Origin of the sequence: Streptomyces sp. SID1328 (assembly GCF_009865595.1) — a bacterium.
Lineage (GTDB): Bacteria > Actinomycetota > Actinomycetes > Streptomycetales > Streptomycetaceae > Streptomyces > Streptomyces griseoluteus.
The window spans coordinates 1-515 of sequence record NZ_WWKH01000812.1 but is presented as its reverse complement, the minus strand read 5'-3'; the positions used below and the strand labels follow the sequence as shown (position 1 = coordinate 515).

1 pseudogene is annotated in these 515 nt (G+C 68.9%); it reads right to left on the bottom strand.

The features are described 5' to 3' along the window. Positions 1 to 260: pseudogene (locus GT030_RS25880) on the bottom strand (hypothetical protein); the annotation flags it as partial. Between the last annotated feature and the right edge of the window lie 255 nt (positions 261 to 515).

Here is a 515-nt window from a genome sequence, read left to right as displayed (position 1 = left end):
TGGTACCAGGCCACCCAGTCGGCGGTGCTCGTACCGAACACGGCGTCCTCGGCGAGCGGGCCGCTCTTCTTGCCGTAGGTGCTCTCGTAGTAGAGGTTCACGGCGTGCTGGACGCACCAGACACCGTGTCCGGTGTCCCCCTTGGCGATGGTGCTGGGCGGCGTCGCCGCCGCGGCGGCCGGGGCGAGCAGGGAGCCCACGCCCAGGGCAGCGGTTGCCGCGAGCAGGCCGGCCCGCGCGCTGACGGTCCTGATCCGCATCTCGTGTTCCTTTCGTGAGTGAGGGGGCGGCGCGGACCGGTGATCGTCGACGAGTTCCGCGCCGCCCTTGCTGGGTCGATGTGCCTGGGCTGTCCTGTGCCCTGGGCGTCAGTTGTGCGGCACGTAGGACTTGCAGTAGTTGCCGTAGTAGCCGTCGTCGATGATCACGTAGTGGCCGGTGTTCTTGCCGACGATGCTGTCGGCGTGGACGCCGTGCTTGCCTTGGTACCAGGCCACCCAGTCGGCGGTGCTCGT